Source organism: Longimicrobium sp. (assembly GCA_036389135.1).
Classification (GTDB): Bacteria; Gemmatimonadota; Gemmatimonadetes; order Longimicrobiales; family Longimicrobiaceae; genus Longimicrobium.
The window spans coordinates 41,082-66,232 of record DASVQP010000095.1; the positions used below are offsets into that span (position 1 = coordinate 41,082).

The following is a 25,151-nucleotide window of genomic DNA, read 5'->3' on the forward strand; positions in this document are numbered from 1 at the left end:
GCTACTCCTTTGCCTTGAGCGTGGGGACGGGGAAGCAGCTGATGAAGAAGGGGAGCCAAAAGAAAACGATGTTCAGCAGGCTCACCATCAGCATCAGCACGATGAGCGCGCAGATGGTGATGATGGGCATGGAAAGCGAGCAGATGACGGAGATGTTGAGCCCCGACGGGCTCCCCACCTCGCCGTCCATCAGCTCCTTCATCCCCTTCACGCGGCTCATCTGCTTGCGCAGCTCGTCGCTCAGCAGGAACGCCACGTTGCGGTCGTACTTGCGCAGCGCCGCGGGCGATGTGTCCACCGGCATGGCCACGCGGATGGCGCGCTGCGGCGCGTCCGCGTCGAAGAAGCCCGCCAGGCGGAACTCGGCCGAGGCGTCGCTCACCACCGGGAGCGACCGCTTTCCGCACCGCGGCCGCGCGTACACGCAGCGCACGACGTACGCGTCGTCGCCCTGCGCGTTCAGCGGCGCCATCGTGGGGGGCCTCTGCGGCTCCCCCGCCGCCGCGGGCGCACCGCCGCTGGCCTCGGCCGCAACGTCCACCTCGTCGAGCGCGTTCATCAGCTTCTGCACGATGGGGCGGCGGTGCACGCCGGGGACGTCCTCCGGTAGCGAGGCGTCGCGGTCCAGCAGCGTGTTCAGCTTGCCCTTGTCCGCCGCGATGGCGTCGCGGGTGGCCAGGGGATAGAGCGCCACCGTGGTGAGGCCGGGGTCGATAGCGGGGTCCACGGTGACCAGCCGGGGCGCGTAGCCGGCGGGGAACGACGGCGGCACACCCACGGTGAGCGTGGCGTTCTCCAGCTCCTCGCGGCTGTCGTCGGCGTCCAGCAGAGCCTGCCGAAAGGTGGACGACACCGCTCCCGTCCCCGCGGCGGTCCGGTTCCACAGGCTGAAGGTGAACGCGTCGTGGAACGCCCGCTGCGCGGCTGGGAGCGAGGCGGCCAGCGCCGGCGTGGCGAACGCGCTCCAGACGGCGGGGAGCTCCAGGCGGACGAAGGTGGCCAGGTCCAGCAGTACCAGCGCGGACGCCTGCTCGGCCGCGGTGCGCGCGGCGTTCACCCGCGTCCAGTCCGTGACGCTGGCCGTTTCGATGGCGTACCAGTCGCGCAGCCCCACCCAGGGGTCCAGCACCGAGCGCTGGAACTCCAGCACCCGCGCGTCCTCGGTGGAGACCGGCGCCACGGCCGCGGGTGACGACGGGGATGCCAGCGAGGGCGCCGCGTCGTCCGCCTCCGCGGGCGTGACGTCGCGGCCCCCGACGTACTGCTCCCGGCGGTCCACGGGGATCAGTCCGGCGAAGATGCGGCGCTTCACGCCGTCCGCCTCGAAAAAGGTGCCGAACATCGGCAGCCGCTCCTCGGCGTCCAGCGGCGCCGCCGTCTCCGCCGCCGTCCACCCGTGCGCCGCCTCCCCCTTCACCCACGCCATCTCCGTCCGCGCCCCCGTGGCCTCGTCCGTCGCAAGACGGCGGAGCACAAAGGAGACGGTCTCGCCCGACGCCAGGTCCACCGTGTGCTCCGGCAGCCCGGGGACGCGGCACCCCAGCGACGCGGTCACCAGGTAGAAGCGGCCGTGCACGGGCTGGTAGAGCTTGAGCACCTCCCCCGCGGGCACGGCGGCCGGCGCGGCGGCGGTGCGGGGGGGAAGGCCGGCGGCGGGCTTGCGCCACGTCTCCTCGCGCGCCACGAAGCCGCGCACGGAGGCGGGGCGGCTGGCCAGCGCGTCCTGGAAGTCCTGCATGAAGGTGTCGGTGGCGAAGCGAAGCACCGCCGGCCGGCGGAAGTCGGTTCCGCCGGACAGGTCGCCCCACAGCGGCGACGGCGCGAGCCAGGCCACGCGGCTCACCAGATGTTCCCCGCGCCGGGGGTGTAGCTGGCACTCACCACCGAGTTGGTGATGAGCGTGCTGCACTGCACCACGCCGCTGAAGGTGGCCGTCCCCGCGTTCACGGTCACCGAGCCCGCGCTCACCTCCACCGTGCTGGCCTGCACCGTGACCTTGGCCGCGGCGGTGACGGTGATGCCGGCGGTCTCCAGCTTGACGGAGTTGCCGTTGGAGTCCTGGATGGTGATGGCGCCCGGCCCGTCCTGCAGCGTGACCTTGCACCCGCCGGGGGTCTCCAGCACCATCTTCTCCTGCCCGTCGTGGTCGTCCAGCGTCACCTGGACGCCGTTGCGGCTGCGCAGCACCTTGAGGTAGTTGCGCCCCGCGGCGTCCATGCTCTCCGGCGGCGCGTCCTCGCCGTTCCACAGGCACCCCACCACGCAGGGGAAGCGCGCATCGCCGCCGGCGAACACCACCAGCACCTCGTCGTTCACGTCGGGAACCAGCCAGCTGCCGCGGTTGTTCCCCGCCATCAGCGTCGCCACCCGGGCCCACGCCTCGTACGCGGCGCCGTCCGGGTCCGGCGACCAGGGGAGCGACACCTTCACCCGCCCCTGCCCGTCGGGATCGGCCACGTCCTTTACCAGCGCCGGGTACGCGCCGTAGAACAGGCCGCCGTAGCCGCGGGGAAGGCGGGCTTCCAGGTCGAAGAGGAGGGGGTCGGCGATCACGCGGCCCTCCCCAGCGCCGGGCGCTCGGCGGTGAATGCGGTGCGGTAGCCTTCCGTGGAGTCGAAGGTGTGGCGGGCGCGCGTCAGGTAGTACTTCCCCTCGAACAGGGGCCCGATCCCCTTGAGCTCCACCTCGGCGCCCACCTTGAGCCGCGCGTCTCCCTCCGCCACCCCCTGGCCCACCACGAAGCGGCGCGCCGCGCGGGCGTAGTGCGCCTCGGCCAGCGCGCGCGCCTCGTCCACGTTCACGGGAAGGTCGTGCACCACCTGCTGGTCGCGCGCGGCCAGCGCGGACTGCAGCACCGATCCGCCCGCGTCGCCGCCGTTCAGCTCCGCCTGCACCACCGTGTCCGTGGCCCGGTGCGACACCGCGCGCTTCCCCGCCACGTCCCACCCGGCCACGGTGAAGCCGGTGGCCTGGTGGGCCAGGTCCGCCGTCACCGACAGCTCGATCAGCGCCTGCCCCACGGTGAGGGTGGCGCTGCCGGCGTCGCGGGCGGTGCGCGGCTTGGCCTTGAGCGTGTCCCCCTCCATCCACAGCTCGGCGCCGGCGGCGCGGGCGCGCTCGCGGGCCAGCGCCAGGTCGCTCTGGTTCACCTGGGCCACCACCTTGTGCGTGGGGCCGCTGAAGTCCACGTCGGCGCGCAGCGAGTGGGCACTGGCGATGCGGCGCACCACCTCGGCGTCGCTCACGTCCTCAAAGGTCCGCGTGCGCCGCGTCATGCGCAGCTCCTGCAGGCGGTCCTCGGCCAGCACCAGCAGCTCGGGCGGCCGCGCGCCGGAAAAGCGCCCCTCCAGCGCCGTGATCCGTCCCTCGAACACCGTCCCCGCCCCTTCGCCGGCCCCCATCTCTATCTTGAGCGTCTTTCCGAACTCCAGCACGTCGCGGCCGAAGTAGAGAAAGCCCACGGCGCCGTTCTTGGGACCCCAGTTGATGAAGGTGGCCTCGCAGCGGTACAGTCCCGCCTCCGTCTCCTCCACGAACAGGTCCTGGACCTGGGCGCCGAGCGCGGCCTCCTCGCGCCCGTCGATGGAGATTCGGGGGCGGGAAGGGTAGATGCCGGGAGCGCCGGTGTCGGGCATGGTCCTCGAAAGCGGGAGAGAGGATGAACTCGGGCGTCAGTGCGCCAGCAGGCGAAGCTCGGTGCGCGCGCGGCGCTCCTGCAGCTCCGCGTGGACGCGGGGGGAGACCGGCGGGGCGGGCGGGCGCATCTCCGCCCCGCCGCCGGACGCGGGCTCGGGGGCCAGCACCACCTCCATCTCGTTCACGATCACGGGCATGGCGTCACCTGCGGATGGACGTGGAAGCGATGGCCGCGATGGACGATCCCGTCAGTGACGCCGAACCGCCGATCGAGGCGCCTGCGGAGAATCCCGCGGACCCCTTGAGCGACGGGGCGGTGGCGCCGCTCAGCCCCAGCGAGGCGGCGGCGGAGACGGAGACGGTTCCCGACACGTCCAGGAGCTTGCCCGGGGGCACCAGGCGCGGGTTCTCGATCCCGTTGGCGAGCGCCACCTTCTTCCAGTCGCCCACCCCAGCCTTGGACGAGGCTCCCTGCACCGTGTCGCCGTCGCGCGCCGGCTGCATGGGGCGGGTACCCGGCGCGGCCGAGCCCTTGCCCCCCGACGCCGCCCGCGCCGCCTCGGCCGCGGGCGAGGTGACGCCCTTGTTGGGGTCGCCGAACTCGATCGCCAGGTCCTGCTTGCTCAGGTTGACCGACATGCTGGCGCGCAGCGGCTTGCCCTCTTCGGAGAAGTACTCCAGCGACTCTTCCAGCGAGTCGACCGTCCCCTTGAACATGAACGTCCCCCACTGGAACTGGACGCCGGGGGGAAGCAGCCCCGTCTCCCCGTCCTTGGTGGTCTCCTGCGGGGTCATGAAGTAGGTGACCTCGCTGGTGAGCTTGCGCACGTCGCCCCCGGGGTCGGCGGCACCTGCGGGAAGGGGAAGCTGCACGTCGAACCAGAGCTGCAGCGACAGCTTGGTGGCGCCCTTGCCCACGAACTGCGTGGACGAGCCGCCGGGCTGGCTTCCCCCCGCGTTCTGGTTGCTGAAGGAGACCTTGAGCGTCTCGGGGTTGAACTGCACCACCACCTTCCGTGGCTCCCCGCCGTCCTTGTTCTGCTCCTTGAGCGCCCCGTCGCTCCCCGGCCACAGCTCCGTGAGCACCGCCTTGGCCAGCGCCCGTTCCTTTGCGTTCGGCATCGTCTTCCCGACTCCCACTCAGTTTGTGCGGCCGCTTTGGATCAGGCCCCATTCCCCATTCCCCATTCCCCATTCCCCATTCCCCACACCCCGCCCCTACAGCAGCCGCAACGACTCGTACGCCACCTGCATCTCCTCGATCGCCAGCTGCCCATCCTTGGCCGAAAACGCCGGCGCCTTGAGCTTCACCGGCAGGCATCCCTCCAGCCGGAACTGCATCTGCACCGTGCGGTCGCCGCCCATCACCACCACGCTGGCGGTGCCGCGCAGGCCGCCGCCGCCGGGGGCGCTCACCGCCTCGAACCAGCGCCACAGGTCCACGTTGGCCGTCATCCCGCGCTTCAGGGTGAGCTGCCCGAAGTCCACCGGCCCCGCCATGTGCACCGGCCCCGCGTTGCGCCCGCCCTCGCGGATCGTCTTGGGCTCCATGCTCATCTCCAGCCCGTCCACCTCGCTGAAGGCGGCGTGGCACAGCTTGTCCGCCACGCCGGGCACCTGGATCTCCACCTCGAAGTTGAAGGCGGTGAACGGGTGCGCCGCGGCGTCGGACTCGTCGAAGGCGCTCACGTCAGCGCTCCTGCACGGTGACGCCGGCGCCGGTCTGCACCAGGCGCACGGTCAGGAACGCCAGCGGGCGCGAGGGGGCCACCCGCAGCTCCACCACCAGCCGCCCCAGCTCCACGTTCCCGGCCGGGTTCACCGTGTCGTCCGTCACCACCCGGAACCCCTCCGCGGCCACCGCGCCGGCAAAGGCGCCGCGCGTGAACATGTCGGCCAGCAGCGTGTCGAACTGGCGCTGCACCAGCCGGCGGAACGACGCGTCGTTGGGCTGAAAGACGTAGAGGTTCCCCTCGCGCAGGGCCAGGCGCCGCAGCAGGATCAGCAGGCGGCGCACGCCCACCCCCGCGAGCTCGGCGTCGTCCGAGAGCGTCTCCTCGCTCCACGCCATGAAGCCGCGGGGAAAGGGCGCCACCGCGTTCACCCGCCTCCCCAGGAAGGCGCTGCGCGCCGCGGCGCTCAGGCGGGGCTCCAGCGCCACCACCCCCGCCAGCGGCTGGTTGGCGGGCGCGGCCCACGCGCCCAGCGCCAGGGCGCGCGCCGCCAGCACGCCGCTCACCGCGCCGTCGGGCGGAATGGCGCGCGTGGGCTGCCCGGGCGATGCGGGGGCCACCACAGTCCAGGGGTGGTAGAGCGCGCCGAACGAAAGGGTGCGCGCCGCCTGGTCGCCCGGTTCGGCGGCGCCGGCGCCCAGGCTGTCGGCGAGGGCGGCCGCGTGCGCCAGCGCCTCTTCCTCGCGCATGCGCACGGGAAGGGAAAGGACGGTGAAGATGTCCGAGCGCGCCGCGCAGAAGCGCAGCATGGCCTGGTGCAGGAGCGGCAGCAGCGCGGGGTCGGCGGCGGGGTTGCTCTCCCAGCGGGAGGCGGGCGGCGGCGCGTACGCAACCGTGGCCGACCACGGGCTCTCCTCGCCCCCCCGCCGCGCGGCGACGCGGAAGTACGCGGCCCCGTCCGGCGCCCATGCCTCGTACTGCCGCGCGGGCCCGGCGTACAGCCGCGCGGGCGCGCCGAACGACGGCTCCACCGACGTCTCCAGCACGAACGCGTCGCCCGGGCCGCTCCACGCCAGCGCCAGCCGCTGCTCCTCCACCGCCACCGGGTCGAGCACCGGGGCCGGGAGGTGGACCGCCCCGCAGGCGCGGAAGCGGTCCCCCGGCACCCCCTGCAGCCAGCTCTGCGACCACGCGCTGCGCCCGCTCTCGGCCTCGGCGCGCACGCGCAGCCAGGTGGCCGCGGGGCAGGGCGCGGGGCGCAGCAGGCGCGCGGCGGGGTTCCCCGTGCGCGTGCGCCGCACGCCGCGCTCGAAGCGCGGATCGGGCGAGTCTTCCAGCAGGTAGCCGGTGGCGCCCGCGACCGCGGTCCAGGCCACCTTCATCACCCCTTCGTCGCCCTCGGGGCCGGTGACGGAGGTGATCGCGGGCGCTTCCGGAACGGCGGGCGGGGCGTGGTCGCTCCCCTCGCGCCAGCTCCACCCGGTGTGCACCGCGTCCGGCATGGCCAGGATGGAGGCCTCCTCCACCGGGAGCAGCGCGTGCATCCGCGTGGGGCGCACCCCCGGCCGCTGCTGGTACTGGCGCTGAAAGGCGGTGTCCAGCAGCGTCTCCGCCCCCTCGTCGCGGAGCGCCCCGTCCAGGAACAGCCGCACGTCGAAGCGGTGCAGGCCGTCGCGCTCCAGCGCCGTGGCGTCGGTCACCTGCGCCGGCTGAAAGACGTCGTCGCGGGGAAGGGCCAGCAGCCCCAGGGGAAGGAAGACGTCGCCCGCGGTGCCCCGGGGCGCGGCCAGGGGAAAGCGCGGGCGCCCCAGCTCGGCCCACAGCGGCGCCGCCACCCCGCGCTCCACATCACCCCACACCGCGGGGCCCGCTATGCCGCGCGCCACCTCCTCCACCGGCTCGTACAGCAGCTGGTCGGGGGGAAAGAGGCCGAAGTAGCGCGGGTGCCCGGGCGCCAGCGCCACGTCGGCCGCGCGCAGCAGCGACTCGGTGGTGCGGCGCGCCCACAGCTCGGCCGCGGCCAGCGAGGCCACCCACGGCTCGGCGGCGACGTCGCCCCAGGCGGGCGCCGCAGCCAGCATCCCCCAGGCGCGGCGCACCACGAAGGTGCGCGCCGCGTCGCCCCGCTCCTCCTCGTCCACCAGCAGGAAGACGGAACTCCGGAAGGGGTCGGGGGGCGCGGCGACGTTGGCCCGCAGCCAGCACCCGGGGCGGATCCCCGCGGCGTCCCCCTCGGCGAGCGACACCCGCACCTCCCCGCCGCCGACCTTCCAATCCAGCGGGGTGACGGGGCGGGCGGATCCCGCGCCCAGGAAGGCCAGCGAGACGGGCGCCTGCGCGGGGAAGGCCCCGGGAAGGAGCGCGCGGAACCAGTAGCCGTCGCCGTGCGCGCGCAGCGACTCGGCCTGGCGCTCGGCGCGGGTGCGGTCCGCGTCGCCCGGCGCGGGGCGGGGGGGAAGGAAGGCCACCGTGCCGCTGGCGGGATAGTCCACCCGCAGCAGGTCGCGGGTCTCGGGGCGCAGCAGGCGGAAGCCGTTCGCCACCCGCTGCACGGCGCTGGCGGGTAGGCTCTTGCGCAGGGTGGTGGCGTTCACGCTCACCGCGTCCGCCCAGCTCCCCGGCGACGACGCGCGCCCCCACGCCGCCCCGGCCACGGCGCCGCCCCGCCCGCGCAGCACGCCGGGCACAAGGAAGCGCGCCGCGCGGGGGCGGCGGGCCAGGCGCAGCACCCAGCAGCGCCGGCCGCCGTTGCGAAAGAACTCGCGCACCGCCGGCGCCAGGTGGGCGTACGTGGTCTCGCCGCGCACGGGATCCCACGCCAGCGGCAGCTCGCCGCCGAATATCTCGCCGAAGCGCACCACGTCCTCCACCGCCACGGGGATCCCAACGGGACCCGAGGCGGCGAAGCCCGCAAAGGCCGCCACGTCCATCCGGGGGAGCCCTGGGGGCGCCGGAACGGTGACGGTCTCGAAGCGGATGCCGGGAAGGCGCGGCGCGGCGGTGGCCATGGAGCGGTGCCGCCTACTCGAGGTCGATGCGTTCGGCGGCCAGCACCAGCTCCTCAACCGCCACGTCGGTGCCCTTGCCGCTCAGCGAGGGGCCCGTGTACTTGGTGGGCCGCGCGTTGGTGAGCTTCCACGCCTGCACCGTCTGCGTGTGGTCCTCGCTCTGCAGCTCGATGGTCACCGTGCGCAGCGCCGTCTGGCTGCCGTCGCGCACCTCGCTGATCCAGTTGTACAGCGTCTCCAGGTCGCCGATCAGCCCGCGTTTCAGGGTGACGTCGGGGACCTTGTAGGTGCCGGTGATCTTGAGGGGGGCGTTGTCCTTGGAGTTCCCCGCGCGGTACTCCGCCACGGTGATCTCCATCCCCAGCCCGCTCACCTCCTGGAACGCCGCGCGGGTGCTGGCGGCGTCGGGGCCGTTCTCGATCACCACCCGGAAGTTGAACTGGTTGTAGGGACGCTCGCGTTCTACGGCCATCGTTGGCTCTCCTTGCGAATTGCCTCGCGCGGGGGTGTGCTGCGCGGTTCAGGGGTCCACCTTTGCCGGGGCGGCCGCGCGGGGGCGCGCGGCCGCGCACCCGGTGCTCACGACTTGCGGTCGCCCGTCCACTGGCCGATGCGAAAGATCACGAACTCCGCGGGGCGCACCGGGGCCACGCCGATCAGGCAGATCAGCCGGCCGTTGTCGAAGTCGTTCTGCGTCATGGTGCTGCGGTCGCACTTCACGAAGTAGCTGGTCTCCGGCTTGTCGCCCATCAGATGATTCTGCTTCCACTCGTTGTAGAGGAAGTCCTCGATGGTGCGCCGCACGTTCGCCCAGAGCGGCTCGCTGTTGTTCTCGAACACCACCCACTGCGTCCCCCGCTCGATGCTGCGCTCCAGGAAGGCGAAGTAGCGGCGCAGGTTCACGTACTTCCACTCCGGATCGCTGCTGATGGTGCGGGCCCCCCACAGCCGGTTGCCGCGCCCCTCGAAGAAGCGGAAGCAGTTGATCCCCTCGGGGTTCAGCACGTCCTGCTGCCCCTTGTTCAGCGAGATCTCGAAGCCCAGGGCCCCGCGCACCACCTCGTTGGCGGGGGCCTTGTGCACCCCCTTCTCCACGTCGTTGCGCGCGTAGATCCCGCTCACGAAGCCGCTGGGGGGGAGCACGATCTCCTGGTCCGTCACGGGGTCCAGGATGCGGACCCAGGGGTAGTAGAGCGCGGCGTGGCTGGAGTCGAGCTGCGCCCGCTGCGCGCGCACGTCGGCCAGCGCCTGGTCGTTCGCGCTGTCCAGCACGGCGATCCGGTAGCGCATGCGCTCGGCGTGGCTCACCAGCGCGTTGCTCACGGCCTGGGTGGCGGCGCGGGCGTCGTCGTCCACGTTGCCGCCGGCCGAGTAGCCCGGCGCGGCCACGATGGAGACGTCGGAAACGTCCTCCAGCGCCCGCAGCCCCGTCTTGTGGCGCACGTCGCTGTCGTCGCCCTCGTAGTGCTCGGGAAGGGGACGGTACCCGTCGCTCCCGCCGGTGAGCGCCACCTCGAACGTCTGCCCGCTGGCCGCCGGCACGTCGCTCCCCACGGCGGGGGTCAGCTGGTCCAGGAGCAGCCGGGCCACCTCGGCGCCCTCGTTGAGCGTGGCGGCGAACTCAAAGGTCACGGGGGTGCGCAGCGACTGGGCGCGGTTGGGGATGTCGGCGGCGAAGGTGGTGCCCACCGAGCGGCGCCCCTCCGGGTGCAGCCCCAGGTTCTCAAAGGTGTCGCGCCGCAGCACGTTCCCCACGCGGTCCACGAACGTCACCTCCACGCTCACGCTCACCACGTGCACGCTGTCGCGCCCGGTGCCCTCGGCCACCAGGGTGGCCAGGTCCCACGCGCTGCTCCCGTCGCCCGGGTGCAGCCGCCAGTTGCTGCGCCCCAGCACGTCGTCGAAGTAGCGCTCGGCGCGAAAGAGCGTCCCTCCCGCCGGCGTCACTCCCGCGGGGCTCCCCTGGTCGGCCACGTAGACCACGTCGTCCGGGTTCACCCCCCGCAGCACGTTGAAGGTCACCCCGCTCACCGCGTCGCGGTCGGTGGCCAGCACGTTGCCGCCCACGCGGAAAGCGAACGACACGCGGCAGTCGCCGGCGCGCCCGGGGTAGCGGGCCCGCAGCGTCAGATCGCCGATCACCGCGGTGGCGCGCCCGCCGGAGGTGGCCAGCGCCAGGTCGTCGCCCGCCAGCGCCTCTCCCTCCTCCGCCTGCGGCAGGGCGTAGATGCGCGAGACGTAGAGGCGCTTGCCCCCGTTGTCGAAGAAGTTGCGGACGCCGTGCGCCAGGTAGTTGTGCGCGCGCTCCGTCTCGCCCACGTACTCCAGGCGGTCCAGCCCGCCGAAGACGCGCTCGAACTCGGCGAAGCTGGTGACCAGCTCGGGGAGCCCGTCGGCGGGGCCGTAGCGGGCCGGGCCCACGAAGCCGGCGGTGCTGGTGCTGACCCCCTCGATGCTCTTGGCGCGGAAGCTGGTCTCTTCCACGTACACGCCGGGGGCAAGGTATTCGGGCATCTTCTGCTCTCCAGGGTTACGGGGGCGACGCTGCGGCGGAGATCCACAGGCGAGGGAGGAGCGCGGCCCCGCCGGCCGCCAGGGTGCGGAGCACCAGCTCCTCGCCGTACACGAGCTCCGCCGCGTGCTCGTCCACCGGCGGTTGTCCATCCTCCTGCCATACCAGGGCGGCGCGCTGCTCGTCCAGCACGCTCTTGATCGAGGGGCGCTCCGGCCAGGCGGTGTCCACGTCGGTGCGGCCGGCGAACGGATAGCGCAGCGCCCCCGGCTCGTACCACACCTCCACGGCCACCGGCCAGCGGTTCCCCGCCGGCGCGCCCTGCCCGCTTCCCGGGGGCGAGCCCAGCCGCAGCCGGTCCACCGAGGGAACGGGGAGCACCAGGAGCGCGCGCCCCTCCTCGTCGGCCACGGCGGTGTGCGTCACGCCCTCCACCGTGGCGCGCAGCACCGCCCACGCGGCGGGGCCGTCGAGGTCGGCGTCCCACAGGTCGGCGCGGATGGCGGCGGCGCTGGCCGGCACCGGCCGCGCGGGCGACGAGAACAGGTAGGCGCGCCCCGCGGGCCCCGGCACGCTGGCCGCCGATGCCCCCAGGAACTCGCCGCGGTAGCCCAGCGGCAGCGTCACCGAGAAGGCGGTGGGCAGCCAGCGCCCGGCGGGGTCGTCCACCGCGATGGCGTACTCCTGCGGCGGCCCGGCCAGCTCCGGGTGCTCCTCGCCCTCCGCCGGAATCTCCTGCTCGCGGCGGCCGGGAAGGGCGGCGAAGGAGTACACGCCCGACGCGCTGCGCACCGCGCACACGGGGGGAAACCCGCCCCCGGCCAGCCAGGCGTACACGCGCAGCGAGTCGGTCACGGGAACGTCGAACGCGGCGTCCCAGAAGCGGATGCCCAGAGGCGAGAACGCGCGCTTCCGCTCCAGCACGCGGATGCGGGGGGCCAGCGCGCCGCTCACGGAAACGCCTCCTCCAGCACGCCCAGGCCGACCTCGCGCTCCTGCACCGGCCCGAACAGCGCGTCGGAGCGCGTGGACTCCAGGTCCAGGGTGCGCGCCACGTACGGCACGGAGAGCTGGTACGCGTGGTCGATCATCACCTCCCAGATGCGAAAGGTGTCCTCCACCGACAGGTCGGTGAGGGAGATCGTGACGGTCTCCTCCGGCTGGAACACGCCCGCGCGGTACGAGTTGAGCAGCCCCGCCGGGAGCACGGGGTTGTCCTCCAGCACCCGCATCATCCACCCCGCGATCTCGTGCTGCAGCGACGCCTTGCGCGCCCAGGCGGTGGCCATGAAGTGCAGGTCTACCGGCAGCCGGGTGCGCTGCCGGCGGCCGTCCAGCGTGCGGCCGGCCGGGTTGCGCGCGCCACCGTTGTGGTAGACCCGGTACAGGAAGAGCGACACGCCCTGCTCCATGGGGTGGGTGAAGTCGTCCGACACGTAGACCTGGAAGTCGAGCACGGCGCCGTTGAACTCGGCGGGGTCGTAGCTCGCTCTCAGCAGGCGGACCACCGCCTCCATGGCGCTGGCGATCGCCGCGTGCGTGCTCACCGCGCCTCCCCCGGCGCCGCGGCGCGCACGGCGGCCAGCAGGCGCTCCCGCCCCAGCTCGCCCAGCGGCGTGCGGTGCGGGCGAAGCTCGTAGAGAAAGGCGTGGCGGGCGTCGCCGGACAGGGCCAGCACCCGCGCGCGGGGAAAGCGGTAGAGCATCAGGGCGGGAACCGTTTCGTTGTCTGGGGAGGGGTCGGTGATCACCACCACGTCGGCGTGGGCCGGGATCTCCCGTGTGTCGCCCACGGGCGGCGGCGCGCCGTCCAGCAGCACCAGGTCGGGCGCCTGGGCCAGGATCTCGCGGAGCACGTCCCGCAGCACCGGCGGCTCTACCGCGAGGGCGACACGGATCAGGGGGAGGCTCCTGGAGAGGCGTGGCCTGGGGCGGCATCCCGGCCGCCCATACAGGATGCGCATGGCGCCTCTGCCGCGAATGGGCCGATGGGTGGGGGTGAGGGTGCACGCCGCGGCCCGCACCCCCGGCACGCTTGCGCCCCGCCCCTCCGCCGCAGGTGAGGCACGCGTGGTACGCATTCGATGTGGCCGGACGCGCTGCCCTGAATCCCGATCGACGAAGTGAACGAAGTGCCTGAACCGTTGGATCTAGATCACGGTACAACTGCATGGCTCACACAGAGACACAGAGCCACAGAGAGAACCGCAAAGGGGTTTTCTCTGCGGCTTGTAGTTCCCTCTGTGCTCTCTGTGTGAGGCTTTTTTCTGTTGTTCTCTCCACGACATCGGGCCGCCCCCGAATGTGGAGGGCGGCCCGAAGGGGATCGCGTGAACCGGTGATCGTGGATCGTGAATCAGTAGCGCGAGCCGGAACCGGACAGTTGCAGGGTGCGCAGCAGGGCGCCGGCCTCGCCACGCGTGGGCACGTCCAGCTTCTCCAGGATGTGGTGCACGTGGTTCTTCACCGTGGCGGGCTGCAGGGCGAGGGTGCGAGCGATGTGCTTGTTGGTGTGCCCGCGGCTGATCAGCTCCGCCACCTCGCACTCGCGAGGGGTGAGCTGCACGCCCGGCGGCGCGGCGCGTCCCGTTCGGGCCAGCGCGGCAACGCGGTTGGAGAGCATCGCCGCCACCCGCGCCGAGCACTCCAGCTCGCCGCGCGCGGCGCTCAGCACCGCCCGGGCCAGGTGGTCCAGCGAGCCGTCGCGCCCCACCCACCCGGCCACGCCCGCCTCCACGCACGCCATCACCGTGTCCTCGAGGTCCTCGTCCACCGCGAACACCACCGCCTTCACCGCGGCCCCCGCCTGGCGGACGTCGTGCACCAGCTGCAGCGCGCCCGGCATGGACACGTCCAGCAGAACCACGTCGGGCGCGCTCTGCTCCACGGCGGCCAGCACCGCTCGCGCGTCGCCCGCCGTCCCCACCACGCGCACCCCGGGGCTGCGCTGCAGGCCGAGACTGATGCCGTCGCGGTACAGGCGCACGCTGGCGGCGACCAGCGTCCGCACCTCGTCCTCTCCGGTGGAGGGGAAGCGTGGATCAGTCTCGGCAGAGGGTGGGCACATTGGGATCGGTCATGATGAGTCGCCCGAGCACCCATGATTCCGGCGGCTGGGGACGGCGAGCTCCGCGTCCCGCGCCCCGGGGATGCATGGGCGCTGGACGGGAGTGCGGGGGATGATCATCGGCCGGACGGTGGCGGCATCGGACCGGACGGAATCCTTTGCGCGACCGATCGCTCGTAGTACGTTGCACTCGTCGGACGTAACACAGCGGTGTGTCCGCCGTCCTGTGTTCATGGATGCGCCAAGCGCCCGGATGCGACAAGTGACATTTTGTGACCAGTTTTCTGGCCCATCCGCATCGGCCGTGAGCGATGGGGGCGTCTGCGCCCCGCCGCCCGTTGCACCGCTGCCCCGTCACGGATCGGCGGTAAACAGCGCGTTCCCATCCTCCACGCTTCCCGCGGGCGGCGCGGAGAGGCGGAGCGTCGTGGAGTGGGACGCGCTGACGAGGGAGTTCATGGAGCACTGCCTACGCGCCGGGCGCGCCCCGCGCGTGGCCGCGATGGCGCGGATGCTGGAGGTCTCGCGCGAGCGGCTCACCCGGGAGTTCGGCGCCGCCACCGGCCGCTCCCCCGCGGACGCCTTCCGCCAGCTCCAGGTGCGCCGCGCGCAGGAGCTCCTGGCGACCACCTCCCTGTCGACCGGCGAGATCGCGCGCCTGGCGGGGTTCGGAAGCCCCCGCGCCTTCTACCGCACCTTTCTGCACTGCGCCGGCGCCACCCCCACCGAGTTTCGCCGCCTCGCGCGCGAAGGATAGAGGCGCGCGCGGAGCTTCCGAGCTCGGCGCCCCCCTGAACCCTATTCCGGGGGAGCTGGATCTGAGGTGCGACAGGCCATTGTATTTACGCGGTGTAGCGGGCATCGCTGTCGCATCCGGTGCGTTCCCCTGTTGCGGAGTGGTGAATCACTCACAACACAACTCACAGCAGCAGCGCGGCGAATGGAACAAGGAGACGGTGCTGTCGGGTCACACCCGCTATGGGAGGTAGGGCGCTCTGGTCCCCGCAAAAAGCTAGTTGGGCTGTTGATACTATCCCGCGGGGGGCGTAGGATACCATTGTCGCCAGATCGTGCCTCCCTAGTCTTCGGAAACAACTTCCATCCAACAGGAAGCGGATGCCTGCACCGGACATCGTCGTACAGTTAGTAGAACGATTCGATCGGCAACTCTCAGCTTATCGATCTGGGGAATACAACGAGACGCAGCTGCGTAGGGAATTCCTCGATCCGTTTCTCGAGGCCCTTGGATGGGATGTGGGTAACAGCTCTGGCACGCTAGAGCCTTTCAAGGACGTAATTCACGAGGACAGAATTCGTGTCGAAGAAACCGCGAAGGCTCCAGATTACGGCATCTGTGTTGGTGGTGTCCGGAAGTTCTTCGTTGAGGCAAAAAAACCGTCAGTCAACATCGAGCGGGAAATCGGGCCAGCCTACCAGCTAAGGCGGTATGCGTGGTCGGCCAAGCTGCCACTGTCTGTCCTCACCGATTTTGAGGAATTGGCGGTCTATGACTGCCGTAGCCAACCGAAGGCGGATGACAAAGCGTCCGTTGCCCGAGTTATGTTCTTCCGGTATACAGAGTACATCGCCCGGTGGGATGAGCTAACCGCGTTGTTCTCCAAAGACGCCGTCCGAGCCGGATCACTCGATAAGTACGCGGAAGAAACGAGAACGCGTCGGGGCACCGTCGAGGTAGACGAGGCGTTCCTCGAAGAAATCGAATCTTGGCGAGCGGCATTCGCTCACGATATCGCTTGTAACAACCCAGCACTGACGCAGCGGGAACTCAACTGGGCAGTCCAGAGGACGATCGACCGGATCGTGTTCCTTCGCATCTGCGAAGCACGAGGAATCGAGGACTTTGGGCAGCTCCAGAATCTCGCTGTGGGCGACGGTATCTACTCGCGGCTTGTGGTTCTCTTCGGGCGTGCTGACGAAAAATACAACTCGGGATTGTTTCACTTCCGTTCGGAGAGGGGCCGTCAGGAGGCACCAGACAAGCTCACCCCGGGTTTGGCGGTGAGTGATCACACCCTTCGGCAAGTCATAGCGCGGCTCTACTTCCCAGTAAGTTCATACGAGTTTTCGGTCCTGCCCGCGGATATACTTGGGCAGGTATATGAACGGTTCCTCGGCAAGGTTATTCGCCTGACCGACACTCACGATGCCGTCGTGGAAGTAAAGCCGGAGGTCCGTAAGGCGGGCGGTGTATACTACACTCCATCCCACATTGTTGACTACATAGTCCGACAAACCGTTGGACAACTCGTCAGCGGGTATCGACCTGGGCCGCGTGGTGGGGCCTCCCGCCTAAGGATCCTAGATCCTGCCTGCGGGAGCGGCTCGTTTCTATTGGGAGCCTATCAGTATCTGCTTGACTGGCATTTAGAGCAATATCTTCTCGATGGGCCAGAGAGCCATCGGGATGTGCTTGTTACCGGCCCCGGCGGCGAGTGGCGTCTAAGCACACCCGAGCGGAAGCGTATCTTGCTCAACAACATTTTCGGCGTAGACATCGACGCGCAAGCGGTGGAAACGACAAAGCTTTCCTTGCTCCTCAAGGTACTAGAGGGTGAAACTGACCTGACGGTGACGCGGCAACTCGCGTTGTTCCACGAGCGAGCACTGCCCGATCTGGAGAACAACATCAAGAGTGGCAATTCGCTAGTAGGAACCGATTTCTACACTGCTGTTCAGCTATCCGTGTTGACGGAGGAAGTTCGGCACAGGGTCAATCCCTTTGATTGGCGTGCCGAATTCTCGGATGCGGTGACGGCGGGCGGGTTTGATGCTGTAATAGGTAACCCACCTTACATTTTTGGCGAGTACCACGACGAGCACGTAAAGGAGTATCTTACCGCACGATATAGAGTTGCGCAGGGTCAGTATGATACATATTCCATCTTTGTGGAAAAGAGCATAGAACTACTCTCGCCCAAGGGTCGTCTCGGAATGATCATCCCTGACGCCCTGCTCGCCCGCGACGAAGTCGCGGTTGTAAGGGATGTTCTACTCAGCAATGGGCTTGAGCGAGTCTATCACTGTGGGTTGGTGTTTAACGCGGGTGTTTCTGCTGTGGTTGTCACCCTCGAGAAGGGGCGTGCTGCGAGAAAGATCGTAAGCGAGGTTAGAAAGGGTACCGGGACACAGGTACAGCATGCCTGCTCCCGAAACCGGTTTGAGGATGATCCCCGAAAGCGCCTGTTGATCCACGCCAGTGATGAAGAAGCATCGATCATTGAGAAGATCAGCGCTTATGGCAAAACCCTCGAACCCGAGTACATGAACATCTCGCGAGGCGAGGAGATCGGCAAGAAGTTTGTGCTTGACGCGGGTCCTGTGCCTATTCTGGTCGGCGAAGACATCCGGCCGTACTATGTGGCGAATCCCACCCGATTCGTCCGAGGGATCACCAAAAGACCCGAGCTATACGCTGGGCCGAAGCTCGTGATCGTGAAAACTGGCGCGCGGTGCGTCGCAGGGTATGACCCGAGCGGCGTTGTTACGATGCAATCGGTCTACAACGTGCACACCAGCGACCAGGTCAGTGACTTGGTGCTTCTCGCAATACTCAACAGTAAGTTGATTAGCTTTCTCGTTGCAAAGACATTTACAGCTTACAAACTGCTGTTTCCGCAGTTGAACCAGACCACGTTGGGGGAATTGCCTGCACCACGTGACATCCGTAAGAGCGAGACGGCGATCGAGCGAGCTGTCGAGCAGATGATCGCACTCCAACGTGAGTTAGTGAAAGCGGGCACAGCTCATGAGAAAACGGCGATCAAGCGTCAGTTGGAGGCCGTTGGACGCCAGATCGACCGACTCGTCTACGAGTTGTATGAGTTAGAGGATCGTGAAGTCCGGTTGGTCGAGGCTGCGATGGCCGAGCCTTAGGAAACGATTCTGGCCAGGAAGTCCGCTGGGTCAGTGTACTTACTGGCGATCGGACCGATCTTGTGGTTGGGGATCTTGTACTGCTCGCCGGGGCCGGGTACCGCCACGTCGCGTTGAGGGCACTTGGCCGCCTCAGATCCGGGTATGAACCCTACGATGTAAGCTTCTTTGCGGCTCCGAAACACGTATACGAGCGCGATCCAATCCTTCCCGGCGGGTTTGGATGTAACAGGATAGTAGTACGACCAACGCTGCTGGATGTTTTCCCAACAGCTCTCGGGAGCATGGCGGTCAGGCTTCGCTGTTTTAACATCTAGCGTCTTGACTCCACTTGGGAAGTGGAGTACGAAGTCGTGACCCGAGAACTGTTCCTCATCTGCATTCAGCCATTCGTGACCGATACCAGATGAGTCGAGGAATGCTTTCATCGCCCGCTCGCCAAGCCAACCAATTTCAGCATCCGTCGTAGCGTCAAATCTTTGCGTCTGGAGTCCCTGGGCCTTCTTGACGGTATCGGTCGCACGCTTGAATGCGTTGGCTTGATCGATCCACTCGTTCGACAGTTTGACCCGATGGGGGGTTCTTACAGGCACAGGCGGCTCAAGTTAGGAGGGATGACGTGGGATCAACAAACTCCTCGTGAGGCAAAATATCATGGCAGAGGATCGAGAAAAGGTCCGGAACCAGCCCCCAGAACACCTCTGTCAGCGTTTCGGTCAGCTAGGTAGAAGAGCCCGTTTCCACGCACTTCAACCGCAACTTGCAACGTAACTCACAGCAGCGGAAGGGGCAAGCGAAAGGCCCCACAACGTAAGCCGTTGCAGGGCATTCGCTTACAAAGTCTGGACGGCCGGATCTTAACCGGCGACCCCCTGAACCCCATGCAGCACCGCCGGGGCGCAGGTGGCGGCAAAATGGCTTCATGCGCCGAAATGCCGGGTTTTCCGGAAAAGCCACCCTGGCCCGTGAACACGCGCAGTCGTCCTCACTTGTAATCGCCCCGCTACCACCCCTCCAACCCCCCACGCGCATGCTCCGCAGCCGCACCGACCCTCCCCGATCCACGCAGTTTCGAGAATGAAGGTCGCTCGTCCACCGCGACACCGCTTGCGCGGGAAGGGCAGACGGCCCGCAGGCGCGACGCGACGAGGACCGGCGGCCCCGCCCAGAGTCCCGCGCAAACCCACACCGGCGCTGCGTACTGAACCTGGCAGCCGTGCACCGATCTGTCGCTGCGGTGGCGCGCTGTTGCGCGAGGGATGCGCGCCCGGCAGGGCCGGGAAACCGGCCGTGGAAGGCCCGGGGGCGTGCGGCACCGAGCTGCCGCACGCCCCGTCTTCTACGCCGGTGGCCCGGCACAGTTAGACGACGCTGTTCATCGCCTACCTGCGTGCGCAACCCGGTCCCCCGTCAGGGGGACACGCCCGATCCCACTCTTCTTCAACCATGCCTGCGCCTGCTGTAGATATGGCGTCACGCCAGGATCGCGTCCTAATCGAACAACGACCATCTGCAACACTGCGCATGCCCGCTGGAATGGCGGAATAGATCGCTTTAGCACCCTCTCCAACTCAGCCGCAGTGTCCGCATCGACCGATGCGAGCTGTGTCAACATGGCCGGGATGCCATCTCGTTTGGAGCTATGCAGCTGATGGGACACGAGGACCGCCGTAACAGCGCGCATGACGCCGGCGTGCGCAGCCGACGCAAGGCTTGCCCCACCTGGCTCCGGCGTTGCGTCTGAGTCAGCCCGCGCGTTGGAGACGGCTTCCTCCAACACGGCGGCTGCATGGGTAATCCAAGTGCCGGTATGCTGGTGGCGGACCTCGGTTGGAGTGCGCCTGATCGTCGGCGGATTGCTCGGGGGATGTGAGTACACGTCTACCCCCTCCACGTCCACCAAGTGCTCCACACCCCCAATTACGTGGCGCGCTTCGTGGTAGCGGTCGGTGGTGCGCACCGACAGGTCCGTGGTGATCGGGGGCACACCCACGGCGCGCTGGATGCGGTCGCGCTCGGCCAGGTTCTCGGCCGGCCCCCACGGTCGGGTGCCGCGGGGCACCTCGACGAGCACCACCAGGTCCAAGTCGCTCGTCCGGTGTGCCGTGCCGCGTGCCCGCGAGCCGATCATCACCACGCGCCGCACCCTGCCAAGCCCGGCAGCGACGATCTGCTGTGCAAGCTGCGTGGCGGTAGCCTGGTCGCTCGGGATCGGGTTCACTTCACCATCTTCGTAGGTAGGCGGTAGAAGCTAAGGCACGCACACTCAAGCCGTATGGGCGTGAGTGTGCGTGAATCAGGCTGCTTCACTTGGATCAAATCATCACGTCAGCCAAGTGCTTAAGCTCACGGTCGAACACGTCGAGCGACTGCCATCCGGTACGGATGCAGATCTGTCCGGGCGGCGCTTTGCACTGGCTCGGCTCGGCCGGGAGTACCGCGAAGTAGTAAGCACCGACGCGGTAAAACTCGGGACGCGAGCCCGTGAGACTCCCCCCGGCCGCGAGCGCCTGCTGCTCCAGGACTGCCCTGAGACGGCCGCAGATCGCCCCATCCGCGAGAGGGTGAACCTCCTCCGCCGCGACCCGCGAGATGCCCCTCGCGTTCCGGGAGGAGGTGTACGTATCCGAACTGGCCCACCGCGTCACGAGTCGCCGTCCCTGGGGAGTGGGCGCGGGACACTCCGCAAAAGTCGGGGCGGATCGCGGGGCAGGCGGTGTCACGCCGAGTAGGGCGGTCGCGAAGAAAAGAAGCATGGAGCTCATCGTATCCTTGGAGTAAAGGTCGGATCGTCGTGGCCTAGTACCCGCAACGTGCGATGGAGAGGTCCATCGCAAGGTCCTGACCCACGAAGAGGCGAATGCCGTTTGCATCGAGGATGATCCCTGCGAGTGGCTGTCCGCGACCCAAGGCGGCCCCCAACTGCTCAGACGCCGTTCGGTCGAAGCTGCTCGGCTCTCCCGGATAGGGACCGATGTTGTTGATTTTCCCATCCGCCCCGCACTGCGGAATCAGCTCGCCAACGGTGTATGGGTGTGTGTGGATGAACCCGACTACCGCGCCGTACCCCTCGGGCGGTTCTGCCATCGTAAAATCCGCTCCGCACACGTTCCCTGCGCCGAGGCTGTGGATTCGGTACCCGGACTCGGTTTTTACGATCCACCCAAACTGCTCCTTCCGATCGCCGAGTGCCGCATCCGCGTTACTCGCCCGCCACGCTTCGGTGAAGCCCTCGCCGACCTTGGGATCGTCGATGAACTTATCACCGGTGGCGCATGGTCCGGGCTCCGGCGGCGTGCCGGGGTCCCATCCATAGCCGACCCCGTCGTTGTACCCCTGCGAGGCACCCCCGGCGCAACTTGCCCAGCACGGCTCATTAGCGTAGGGGTCGTATGGTTGCGGTGCCTGGTAATAGGGCGGGGGCGAGACGATGATCTCCTCGATGGGGCAGACGCGCTCCCCCCTGGAGTTGGTCCAGCAGTCCGTGTAGTACATCGTGCTCACCGTCCCATCATCCTTCCCTCCCCCGTCGCGGCGGCGGCGGCGACCGTGCACCGCCAGCCGCCGGTCCATGAAGGCGATCGCCTCCGGTGTGCGCGGCACCCTGCAGTTCGCGGCCGCCACCGGCTCCTCGCCCTCGTTCTTCCATACGTACCGGAGCACCGCCGTTTCCCCGCTGTCGCCGATGAAAGGCTTGGGGAAGTCCACCCGCACGTGCTTGTACGCGTACCGGGCGGGGCCGTCATCCGAGATGCGCATGCTCAGGTAGCACATGTAGGGCGATTCGGAGTTCGGCGCTCGCGACGCGCTCCAGCGAGCCGACGATTCGGTTCCAGGCGGCGCGGCGTCATTGGTGGTGGGGAGGTCCTGACACGCTGACGCTACGATTCCGAACAGCATCACCGCGCCCGCTGACCGCATTGGTTGAAGGGGCACACGTCCTCCGAGTTTGAACGGGGCAGGAGTGCTACCATGCCAGATCTGACACGGTAGTGCGGGGGGCAGACCCCGCGGGGGGACGCCCGCAGTGACGCGCGCGCCTTTTTTCTGTCCCTCTATGTGAGTGCGTAGAGCGGACCCGCAGACTACCTGTTCGAGCGCGTAGCGGGAACACCGATCCGGGTACGCCGCACCCACACCATCCACTCTACGCACGCGCGTGGAAAGGCGTCAAGCGTTCGTATGGTAAGCGGCCGGGCTGCGGGCGCCGCTCCCGGCGGTGTCACTTTGGGGGCTTGCCTGACGGGCATACAGCCCCTTTCAGCCTCCCTCCGGATTGTTCGGGATGGGGTTGCCTTCTGCGTCTAGCGGCCGCCTCGACAGGTCCTCCCCCGTGTACTCGGCATCAATCATCTTCTCTAGCCAGCTCAGCAGACGGTCGGTGGAAGCGGGGACCTCGTCAGGGTAGCGCTTCGCGAGTTCCACGATCTTGCCAATCTCAGCGCGGGCCTCGGCATGGCCTTCGGGTAACATCTCGCTCAAGGGCGGAAGGAACCCCGGCGTGCTGTAGGGCGGTAGTCTGCTCATCATCAGTAACCTCCAAAATGGGGGAAGGACGCGCGCACTACTGTTCCTCGGGAATCGGCCTCCACTCCAACAGCGGAATGGATTGCCCAAGCTCCGTCACCCGCCAGAAGATGAGTCCGGCCTGCCGCCCCGGCGGCGGCGGTTCGTCCTTTCTTTCGATCAGCCTCTTTCCGAGTAGCCAACGTAAATCGGTTCCGTCCACCGCTAGGTACGGCGGGCAACCGCTCACCCTGTTGTACCTCTGTACGCGTTCACCCAGTTCGCGCCCGGTCAACCACCCCCTCTCGCCAAACCGAGCCGGAGTGGCCGCATCGTTGTGCGCCTCGCGCAGAAGCTGGAGTGCGCCCCGTTGACGGGGCGGCACCCACACCGCGGCCTCCGCGTCTGCGGGGTTCAGGGATGGGATCGGTCCGTACACGGTAGAAGCGAAGTCATGGACCGCGCGCACGCCCTTGTCGCTGATGCGGTACACCCAAACTGGCCGAGCACGCCCAGGTGCCCTCGCGTCCGCATGATCGAGCAGCCCCCGCCGATGCAAGGGAGGAAGTTGATCCCAAAGCGCTTGCCGCGTGGCCTCCTCTATGTCCTCCAGGTGTGCCCACCCGCGTACGCCACAGAGCTCGTAGCCGCCCCGGTAGACGGCGAGCCGCCACAGGTACAGCAGCGCCCAAACCTGCGACGGTTTCAATCCCTGTCTCCCGGCCATGTGTGTGCTCGGCGCTGCAGGGTGGCATATCGATTCGCCCTGTACGCCAGAGCGCGACACCACCTATAAACGCCAGTAAAGCTGAGCGTCAATGCACAACCACAACCCCGCCACGCCGTACCATTGAGGCGCCAAGCGAGCTCCCGCAGGCTGCCCGGAGGTGGGCGAAAAGGGCGCATGCGCGCGGGGATTGAGGCTCCCCTCTATTACGAGCGATGCGGGAAATGTGCGTACCAGTGTGGCGTCTTTGTGTCGCTGGTCACAGATTTCACCTCGGCCCGCTCGGCCCACCAATTACCCCCGTTACGGAGGAATCCATGCGCAAGTTCAACCAAATCGTTATCGCTGCCGTGATCGTTACCCTGGCAAGCACGGCGTGTACGCGGACGCCGACTAACACGGATACTGCTCCACAGTCAGCGCGGCGTACGTCCACCACCCCAGCCCCAACGGACTCCGCGAAAGGGCCCGGCACCTTCGGCTCGGGGCATCGGACTTCTGAATCATCAGCGGATACCACGACGGCGGTGGCAGGAGGGGGTACGTTCGGCTCGGGACATTGAGCGAGCGCGCAACCAGTGCCAAACGAAAAGGCCGCCCCGCAGCTTAGTGCGGGGCGGCCTGGGCTTCGAGCGCGCGCCGAAGACGAAGGGCGAGCGCTCGCGCGTCGTCGGGAGGCGCGCGCGGTTCCGGCCGCGGCTCGCCGGTCCGAATCCGCTCGATGATCCGGACCGCTTGAGCCTCTGTCGCGGCCTCACGCCTCGCTCGCGCTTTGTCGCGCGCTCTGGTAGCTGCGTCCATAGCCCGCTCTCGGAAACCGAGCAGCCAAGCCCCCTCCGCGATGTTCACGAGAGCTTCTGCGAGGTGTTCACTAGGACTTTGGAGTTGGTCCATCACCTCGGATAATGCCTCTTGGAAGCGTGTTGCGTCTCGCGCTCCAGCCGCAGCGCGGCCGATGTTCGCCATGAATTTTAGCCGCTCTTTCGGAAGCGTCACGAAGGGGAGCGCGGCGTCGAACACCGCAAGAGCTAGGTGCGGAAAACCCTGCCAGGACCAGAGTTGCGCAGTGTCGTGCGCGAGATAGGCGAGGCGCGGGTGCTTCCGCCCGTAGAGTTTGAATGCGGCCGCAGCATGCTCCTGCGCGTCGTTGTACGCGCCGGTTTCGATACAGAGCGCCAGTAAGTTGTGCCTAGCGGCTGCGCCCAGCCGCCGAAGGTGGTACTTGCGAGCGTAGCGCCAGGCGCGCACGAACAGGCGCCTGGCTTCGGGATGGAAGCCGCGTTGGAACGCCATGTTCCCCCAGCTCAACAGCGCCTCGGCGTACGCTGTGCGATCCGCGCTCGCACGGGCCAGCGCAATTCCCCGCTCGAACCATCGTTGTGCACGTTCATACATCGCGGCGCGTCTAGCGAATCGTCCGGCGATCGTGGCGAGTTGAGAGTCTAGCGGAGCCGCCGAAGCCGACAGCTCCGCAAAGCAAATCGCTGTCTCGGTGTACGCGTGCGCCGATGCCCACTCCGCAACTGCGGTGCAGGCGTCAGAAACCTCCACCGCGGTTAGCCCCTGCGGTTCGGCGACAACCGCGTTCAGTATTCGCACGGGGTCGCTTAATTCTCCGCAGTCCAGGGTCAGACTAGTACCGCCGCTCTGAGGGCGGAACAGGTGTCCGCGTGTGCGGAGCGGGACAGCAGCCCACAACGCTACATCGCGGGCCCGTTGCCAAAGGAAGAGCCCCAATCGGCCCGGCACCTCGTCCAAAATGGTTGCACCCTCGTACGGCCGCGCCAGCACGGAAGGAGCCGGAGGCGGTCGCCAATACTTACGCGCACGCCTGCGAGGTCCATCGGCTTCGGGCCGGTCCGAAAGGAGCATCCGCTTGGTTACGGAAGAGCGCGGGGTACGGAAAAGGTGTCCGAAACTTGGCATCAAGTGGACAGCACCGCAAGCATAGGCTAGGAATTCCATGATGTATCCTTCGCTTCTGGAGGCGCCGTGTTGCGCGTGGTGACGCGATTAAGGAACGCTGGATAACTGTGCGCCCTGCTCTCGTGCTGGTGCGGTGCCGTTCGGGTACTTCGCTTGAAAAGTGGCACACGTCGCTCGGCGCTCTAGCCTCCGAGGCTGCCCGC

At 68.3% G+C, this 25,151-nt stretch carries 21 protein-coding genes; 2 read left to right on the plus strand and 19 right to left on the minus strand.

Annotated elements, in window-relative coordinates; translation table 11 throughout:
* Position 1 precedes the first annotated feature (1 nt).
* The 13 genes from VF584_20635 to VF584_20695 form a co-directional block, all read right to left on the minus strand.
* On the minus strand, positions 2 to 1,843 hold the full coding sequence (locus VF584_20635) for a hypothetical protein (protein ID HEX8212597.1): 1,842 nt from the start codon (positions 1,841 to 1,843) through the stop codon (positions 2 to 4).
* Positions 1,840 to 2,553, minus strand: a complete 714-nt coding sequence (locus VF584_20640) for a phage baseplate assembly protein V (GenBank protein ID HEX8212598.1) — start codon at positions 2,551 to 2,553, stop codon at positions 1,840 to 1,842. Before VF584_20640 ends, VF584_20635 begins: the two co-directional genes overlap by 4 nt.
* Positions 2,550 to 3,635 (minus strand): contractile injection system protein, VgrG/Pvc8 family, encoded by a 1,086-nt coding sequence (locus tag VF584_20645; GenBank protein ID HEX8212599.1) that lies wholly within the window; start codon positions 3,633 to 3,635, stop codon positions 2,550 to 2,552. Before VF584_20645 ends, VF584_20640 begins: the two co-directional genes overlap by 4 nt.
* Positions 3,636 to 3,671: 36 nt before the next feature.
* Complete coding sequence (locus VF584_20650; GenBank protein ID HEX8212600.1) at positions 3,672 to 3,833, minus strand: hypothetical protein; 162 nt, start codon at positions 3,831 to 3,833, stop codon at positions 3,672 to 3,674.
* 4 nt (positions 3,834 to 3,837) lie between these two features.
* The gene (locus VF584_20655; GenBank protein HEX8212601.1) at positions 3,838 to 4,758 is read right to left on the minus strand and encodes a hypothetical protein; all 921 of its coding nucleotides are present in this window, start codon (positions 4,756 to 4,758) and stop codon (positions 3,838 to 3,840) included.
* 96 nt (positions 4,759 to 4,854) lie between these two features.
* Entirely contained in the window at positions 4,855 to 5,325 is a 471-nt protein-coding gene (locus tag VF584_20660) for a phage tail protein (protein ID HEX8212602.1), read from the minus strand.
* Between the two features lies 1 nt (position 5,326).
* Entirely contained in the window at positions 5,327 to 8,317 is a 2,991-nt protein-coding gene (locus tag VF584_20665) for a hypothetical protein (protein ID HEX8212603.1), read from the minus strand.
* A gap of 13 nt (positions 8,318 to 8,330) precedes the next feature.
* Positions 8,331 to 8,789 carry a phage tail protein gene (locus VF584_20670; protein ID HEX8212604.1) on the minus strand — a complete coding sequence of 153 codons (459 nt, stop codon included), beginning with the start codon at positions 8,787 to 8,789 and terminating at the stop codon, positions 8,331 to 8,333.
* Between the two features lie 107 nt (positions 8,790 to 8,896).
* Positions 8,897 to 10,831, minus strand: a complete 1,935-nt coding sequence (locus VF584_20675) for a phage tail sheath subtilisin-like domain-containing protein (GenBank protein HEX8212605.1) — start codon at positions 10,829 to 10,831, stop codon at positions 8,897 to 8,899.
* Positions 10,832 to 10,847: 16 nt separating this feature from the next.
* Positions 10,848 to 11,783: a hypothetical protein gene (locus VF584_20680; GenBank protein HEX8212606.1), complete on the minus strand. Its 936-nt coding sequence runs from the start codon at positions 11,781 to 11,783 to the stop codon at positions 10,848 to 10,850.
* Positions 11,780 to 12,376, minus strand: a complete 597-nt coding sequence (locus VF584_20685; GenBank protein HEX8212607.1) for a DUF4255 domain-containing protein — start codon at positions 12,374 to 12,376, stop codon at positions 11,780 to 11,782. The genes VF584_20680 and VF584_20685 overlap by 4 nt, the downstream gene beginning before the upstream one ends.
* Positions 12,373 to 12,792: a hypothetical protein gene (locus VF584_20690; GenBank protein ID HEX8212608.1), complete on the minus strand. Its 420-nt coding sequence runs from the start codon at positions 12,790 to 12,792 to the stop codon at positions 12,373 to 12,375. The genes VF584_20685 and VF584_20690 overlap by 4 nt, the downstream gene beginning before the upstream one ends.
* 392 nt (positions 12,793 to 13,184) lie before the next feature.
* Positions 13,185 to 13,838, minus strand: coding sequence for a response regulator transcription factor (locus VF584_20695; GenBank protein ID HEX8212609.1), 654 nt, complete (start codon positions 13,836 to 13,838; stop codon positions 13,185 to 13,187).
* 514 nt (positions 13,839 to 14,352) lie between these two features.
* Here VF584_20695 and VF584_20700 point away from each other — a divergent pair.
* The gene (locus VF584_20700; GenBank protein ID HEX8212610.1) at positions 14,353 to 14,652 is read left to right on the plus strand and encodes a helix-turn-helix transcriptional regulator; all 300 of its coding nucleotides are present in this window, start codon (positions 14,353 to 14,355) and stop codon (positions 14,650 to 14,652) included.
* Between the two features lie 359 nt (positions 14,653 to 15,011).
* Positions 15,012 to 17,789, plus strand: coding sequence for a TaqI-like C-terminal specificity domain-containing protein (locus tag VF584_20705; protein HEX8212611.1), 2,778 nt, complete (start codon positions 15,012 to 15,014; stop codon positions 17,787 to 17,789).
* On the opposite strand, the gene VF584_20710 is transcribed toward VF584_20705, so the two are convergent.
* The 6 genes from VF584_20710 to VF584_20735 all read right to left on the minus strand — a co-directional run bounded on the left by VF584_20710 (position 17,786) and on the right by VF584_20735 (position 24,417).
* Complete coding sequence (locus VF584_20710; GenBank protein HEX8212612.1) at positions 17,786 to 18,382, minus strand: hypothetical protein; 597 nt, start codon at positions 18,380 to 18,382, stop codon at positions 17,786 to 17,788. The genes VF584_20705 and VF584_20710 overlap by 4 nt on opposite strands.
* 782 nt (positions 18,383 to 19,164) lie before the next feature.
* On the minus strand, positions 19,165 to 20,010 hold the full coding sequence (locus tag VF584_20715; protein ID HEX8212613.1) for a nucleotidyltransferase domain-containing protein: 846 nt from the start codon (positions 20,008 to 20,010) through the stop codon (positions 19,165 to 19,167).
* A gap of 578 nt (positions 20,011 to 20,588) precedes the next feature.
* Positions 20,589 to 21,563, minus strand: a complete 975-nt coding sequence (locus tag VF584_20720; GenBank protein HEX8212614.1) for a hypothetical protein — start codon at positions 21,561 to 21,563, stop codon at positions 20,589 to 20,591.
* 486 nt (positions 21,564 to 22,049) lie between these two features.
* A complete protein-coding gene (locus VF584_20725) occupies positions 22,050 to 22,319 on the minus strand; it encodes a hypothetical protein (GenBank protein HEX8212615.1) in 270 nt (89 codons plus the stop codon).
* A 34-nt stretch (positions 22,320 to 22,353) separates the two neighbouring features.
* Positions 22,354 to 22,788, minus strand: a complete 435-nt coding sequence (locus VF584_20730; protein ID HEX8212616.1) for a hypothetical protein — start codon at positions 22,786 to 22,788, stop codon at positions 22,354 to 22,356.
* Positions 22,789 to 23,628: 840 nt separating this feature from the next.
* A complete protein-coding gene (locus VF584_20735; protein ID HEX8212617.1) occupies positions 23,629 to 24,417 on the minus strand; it encodes a hypothetical protein in 789 nt (262 codons plus the stop codon).
* Positions 24,418 to 25,151 lie beyond the last annotated feature (734 nt).

Excerpts from the sequence above, each read along its gene's own strand:
- VF584_20665 (HEX8212603.1), bottom strand. The coding sequence starts at position 8,317 with ATGGCCACCGCCGCGCCGCGCCTTCCCGGCATCCGCTTCGAGACCGTC.
- VF584_20670 (HEX8212604.1), bottom strand. The coding sequence starts at position 8,789 with ATGGCCGTAGAACGCGAGCGTCCCTACAACCAGTTCAACTTCCGGGTG.
- VF584_20705 (HEX8212611.1), top strand. The coding sequence starts at position 15,012 with ATGCCTGCACCGGACATCGTCGTACAGTTAGTAGAACGATTCGATCGG.
- VF584_20735 (HEX8212617.1), bottom strand. The coding sequence starts at position 24,417 with ATGTATGAACGTGCACAACGATGGTTCGAGCGGGGAATTGCGCTGGCC.
- VF584_20725 (HEX8212615.1), bottom strand. The coding sequence starts at position 22,319 with ATGATGAGCAGACTACCGCCCTACAGCACGCCGGGGTTCCTTCCGCCC.
- VF584_20645 (HEX8212599.1), bottom strand. The coding sequence starts at position 3,635 with ATGCCCGACACCGGCGCTCCCGGCATCTACCCTTCCCGCCCCCGAATC.
- VF584_20655 (HEX8212601.1), bottom strand. The coding sequence starts at position 4,758 with ATGCCGAACGCAAAGGAACGGGCGCTGGCCAAGGCGGTGCTCACGGAG.
- VF584_20675 (HEX8212605.1), bottom strand. The coding sequence starts at position 10,831 with ATGCCCGAATACCTTGCCCCCGGCGTGTACGTGGAAGAGACCAGCTTC.
- VF584_20690 (HEX8212608.1), bottom strand. The coding sequence starts at position 12,792 with ATGCGCATCCTGTATGGGCGGCCGGGATGCCGCCCCAGGCCACGCCTC.
- VF584_20720 (HEX8212614.1), bottom strand. The coding sequence starts at position 21,563 with ATGTGCTACCTGAGCATGCGCATCTCGGATGACGGCCCCGCCCGGTAC.
- VF584_20700 (HEX8212610.1), top strand. The coding sequence starts at position 14,353 with ATGGAGCACTGCCTACGCGCCGGGCGCGCCCCGCGCGTGGCCGCGATG.
- VF584_20650 (HEX8212600.1), bottom strand. The coding sequence starts at position 3,833 with ATGCCCGTGATCGTGAACGAGATGGAGGTGGTGCTGGCCCCCGAGCCC.